Origin of the sequence: Sulfuricurvum sp., assembly GCF_028688295.1 — a bacterium.
Lineage (GTDB): Bacteria > Campylobacterota > Campylobacteria > Campylobacterales > Sulfurimonadaceae > Sulfuricurvum.
In genome coordinates, this window is the sequence record NZ_JAQTYM010000119.1 from 1 (window position 1) to 3,737 (window position 3,737).

Here is a 3,737-nt window from a genome sequence, read left to right on the forward strand (position 1 = left end):
CCATAATAGTAAAATTCCGATTGTTATCGTCTCCGGTTCCGTTGAGACCTCTGATTTACTCGAAGCGTGTAAACTGAATCTGATTGAATATATTCGTAAACCAATCGAGTTTAACGCTCTGATCCAAGTGCTCTATTTAGCCGTAGATCGTCTCAAATCTCAGGGACTTTTGATGGCAAAAATAAACGATGATATCATGTATGATTTTTTCTCAAAATCGTTTCTCCATACGAACGGTGAAATTACCGTTTTGACAAAAAATGAAATTCATGCGATGGAGTTATTGATTCACAATAGAGCTCAAGTGATCCCTTACGAAGTGTTTTCAAACACCCTCGAAGATGATATGTCCGATGGTGCTCTTAAAAATCTAATTTTACGATTACGCAAAAAAATGGGAGATGACTCCAATCTTAAAAATCTTTCAAAAATTGGTTATAAATTAGTATAAGGGAGCTTCAGGTTAATGGTAGTTTCATTATTGTTACTTGAAACATCTAATTTGCCATGACAGTGATCCTCAATAATCATCCTGCTCATATACATCCCCAATCCTGTCCCCTCTGTATGATTTTTAGTTGTGAAATAAGGGACAAAAATTTTATCTAATATCTCTTTTGTCATGCCGCCACCATTATCGGTGATGCTAAGAATACCATATAGATCATCACGATAGATATCGATTTGGATAATACGATTTGTGACAGCATTTTCATCAAACGCGTCAAATGAGTTTTTGAACAATGAAACGATGACTTGGATCAACTCATTTCGGTAAGTATCAACATAGACAGGATGATTGACACAATGTCGAACGGTTACCCCTTTACTTTTGATGGTGTGATCGATAAGTTCAAGTGCATGATTAATTAAGTCAGAGAGCAATATAGTTTCTAGGGGCTTATCAGGGCGAAAAAAATCGCGATAGTCGGAGATTGTTTGGGAGAGGTAGAGGCTTTGTTGCTCAATCTTAGAGAGCTGAGCGATTAATGTTGGATCCTCATCCTCTTTGAGCATCTCTTTGATTCTAAGCTGTGAGGTAAGTGCGTTGATAATCGCGAGCGGTTGACGCCATTGGTGGGCAATCATTGAAATCATCTCCCCCATTTGAGCTTGTCGCGTATGTATCTTAAATATTTTTTCTTCTTCAAGTTTTTGCGTGATATCTCTGGCTATCAAAATGAGTTTATGGGTTTCGTTACCGTAATTAGCCAATGTTATTTCCACAATCTTATTGGTTTTATGGTCACGATTAAAAAGCAATGAACATTGAACATGAGTCACATTGCCATGATAAGCATTAATTAAACACTGATTGAATGTTTGCTCTGTACTTTCGATCAAACAAAATGGTTGCTCCAGAATGTTAGTCCCAATCAGGGATTGTTTAGATTTTTCAAAAAGATATATGGAAGCAGGATTGCAATCAACGATAATATTGTCTTCTAAAATTAAAATTGTATCATCGATGGAGGATACGATGGTGCGGTAAAAATGTTCACTTTCCAGTAACATCTGATGGGTTTCATGTAGCCGTGTGATATCTTGAACCGTACCTGTGGATGAGAGTGCTTTTCCCTCTCCATCAAACACGGTTTCACACTGTTCTAAAACGAATTTGATTTTATGGTTGTTTAGTAGTAAACGGTGAACGATTTGATAGCTTTCATGTGTCTGTAGTGATCGGATATAGGCTTGATTGACTATCTCTCGATCTTCCGGATGGATCGCATTTAAAAATGCTTCATACGTTGCCTCGAATTGATTTTGGTCGATTTCGAAAATAGTGTAAATTTCATCAGACCAAAAGAGAGCATTTGTTTGTAAATCCAATGTCCAATGACCGAGTTTAGCGAGGTGCTCGGCTCTTTTTAGATTGTATTCGAGCTGTTTTTGTTCGTTGATATCGGCGATTACGGAGATGAAATAGTTAATTTTTCCTTCGGAATCTCGAACACACGAGGCACTCAATTGTCCCCATGTTAGTGTACCGTCTTTGCGGATGTACCGCTTTTCAATGTTAAAACTCTCTATCTCGCCACGGAGGACCTGATGTAGATGTTTTAGATCAAATGCTAGATCATCTTGATGGGTAATGTCTTGAAAGGTTAACTCAAACAACTCCTTGGCACTGTATCCTAGAAAACGGCATAACTGTGTATTTACACGAAGCCACTTTCCATTTGTATCGACATGCGCAATTCCAATTGCTGCTTTTTCAAAGGTTAGCTCAAATATATCTTTTGTCATTTAGCACCATTTGTGATATTTAGTCGTACATAATAAATTTTATTTTCAATAGTTTAACTAAAAGAACCGTCAATAGATGTTGTAGTAAAGAAATACTTATAATGAGATAAGAATATTTAAGGGACATGGGAAATTAGAACATTGTTTGAGCTAATACTTCCTGGTAAAATACCTTTATTATTTATCTCAAATCCAATAACATTAATCCTTCGATTAGTTTTTGTGCTTGGATTACTTTTTTTAGTTTTTCGTTGGATGCTAAAAGAAAAATTTATACATAGCAAGAAAAAATGAATGTTATAATTATAGGATAGCCTTATTATGAAAAAAACTGTTTTAATCACTGGTGGAAATAAAGGTATAGGTTTAGAAACAACCAAAATCTTTGTGGCATTGGGTTATGTAGTTATTGTTGTAGCACGTGATTTTAGTGATTTTGAAGATCATACATCCGTGCAAAAGATCGAATTTGATTTGACTAAAGTGGATGAAATCCCCATGCTTGTCACATCGCTTCCTCCGATTGATATTTTGATCAATAATGCAGGAGTGATGTATTCGATCCCCCATCACAGTTACACTCCTAAAAAGATTGATTCGATGATGAAGTTAAATCTTCATGCTCCTATCAAATTGATCGAAGAAGTTACCAAAAAGATGCCACTTGGCGGTCGTATCGTGAATAATGCTTCGATTGCCGGACAAATCGGACATCCTGATATCTGGTATGGGATGACAAAAGCGGCACTAATCAATGCTACCAAGAGTTTTTCAAAAATTTTTGAGGGAAAAATTATCATTAATGCAGTAGCACCCAGTCCCGTTGAAACGGATATGCTGGATGTGATACCCAAAGAGCGACAAGAAGCATTTTTAAAGTCGGTCATTACCAAACGTTTCGCTCATCCGCAAGAGATAGCCAAAACGATGGTCTGGCTCGCTACCGAATCACCGGAATACATCAATGGAAGTGTGATTGATATTAATAACGGATCGTTTCCAAGGTAAAGAGCTATGTTAAGTGAAATTCTAAATTGTATGCAAATTACCGAAAATATAGCTTCATCAGGACAGCCTAACGAATCTGAATTCGCCGCAATCGCTGATGCCGGCTATAATGTAGTTATTAATCTCGCTATGCCAAATTCAGAAAATGTAATACCTTCAGAAGGTCATTTAGTTACCTCCAACGACATGATTTATATTCATATTCCTGTTCCGTTTGATGTACCTGAACTTTTTCATTTGCAGTCATTTATCAAAATTATGGATAGTATTTCGGATAAAAAAATCTGGGTACATTGTGTAAAAAACTATAGAGCATCAGCTTTTTTATATCATTACTTACGTAAATCACGAAGTCTTAGCCCTACGGAAGCACAAAAAGTGATATTTCCATCATGGGAACCGAATGAAATATGGCAACGGTTTATGAATCTTGATCAAGTATAGAGAGATAAGGAGAAAGATGCAATGAATTTCAAAAA

General features: G+C 36.4%; 4 protein-coding genes. 3 read left to right on the forward strand and 1 reads right to left on the reverse strand.

What is annotated here, in order from left to right; genetic code table 11:
- Window positions 1-451 (forward strand): winged helix-turn-helix domain-containing protein (locus PHR02_RS13300; RefSeq protein ID WP_299992755.1); only part of this gene is annotated, 451 nt, incomplete at its 5' end.
- Here the strand turns inward: PHR02_RS13300 and PHR02_RS13305 are convergent.
- Entirely contained in the window at window positions 436-2,250 is a 1,815-nt protein-coding gene (locus tag PHR02_RS13305; protein WP_299992757.1) for a PAS domain S-box protein, read from the reverse strand. The genes PHR02_RS13300 and PHR02_RS13305 overlap by 16 nt on opposite strands.
- 321 nt (window positions 2,251-2,571) lie before the next feature.
- Between PHR02_RS13305 and PHR02_RS13310 the strand changes: the two genes are divergently transcribed.
- Both PHR02_RS13310 and PHR02_RS13315 read left to right on the forward strand, forming a co-directional pair.
- Window positions 2,572-3,258, forward strand: a complete 687-nt coding sequence (locus PHR02_RS13310) for an SDR family oxidoreductase (RefSeq protein WP_299992758.1) — start codon at window positions 2,572-2,574, stop codon at window positions 3,256-3,258.
- A gap of 6 nt (window positions 3,259-3,264) precedes the next feature.
- The gene (locus PHR02_RS13315; protein WP_299992759.1) at window positions 3,265-3,702 is read left to right on the forward strand and encodes a protein tyrosine phosphatase family protein; all 438 of its coding nucleotides are present in this window, start codon (window positions 3,265-3,267) and stop codon (window positions 3,700-3,702) included.
- The last annotated feature ends 35 nt before the right edge of the window (window positions 3,703-3,737 follow it).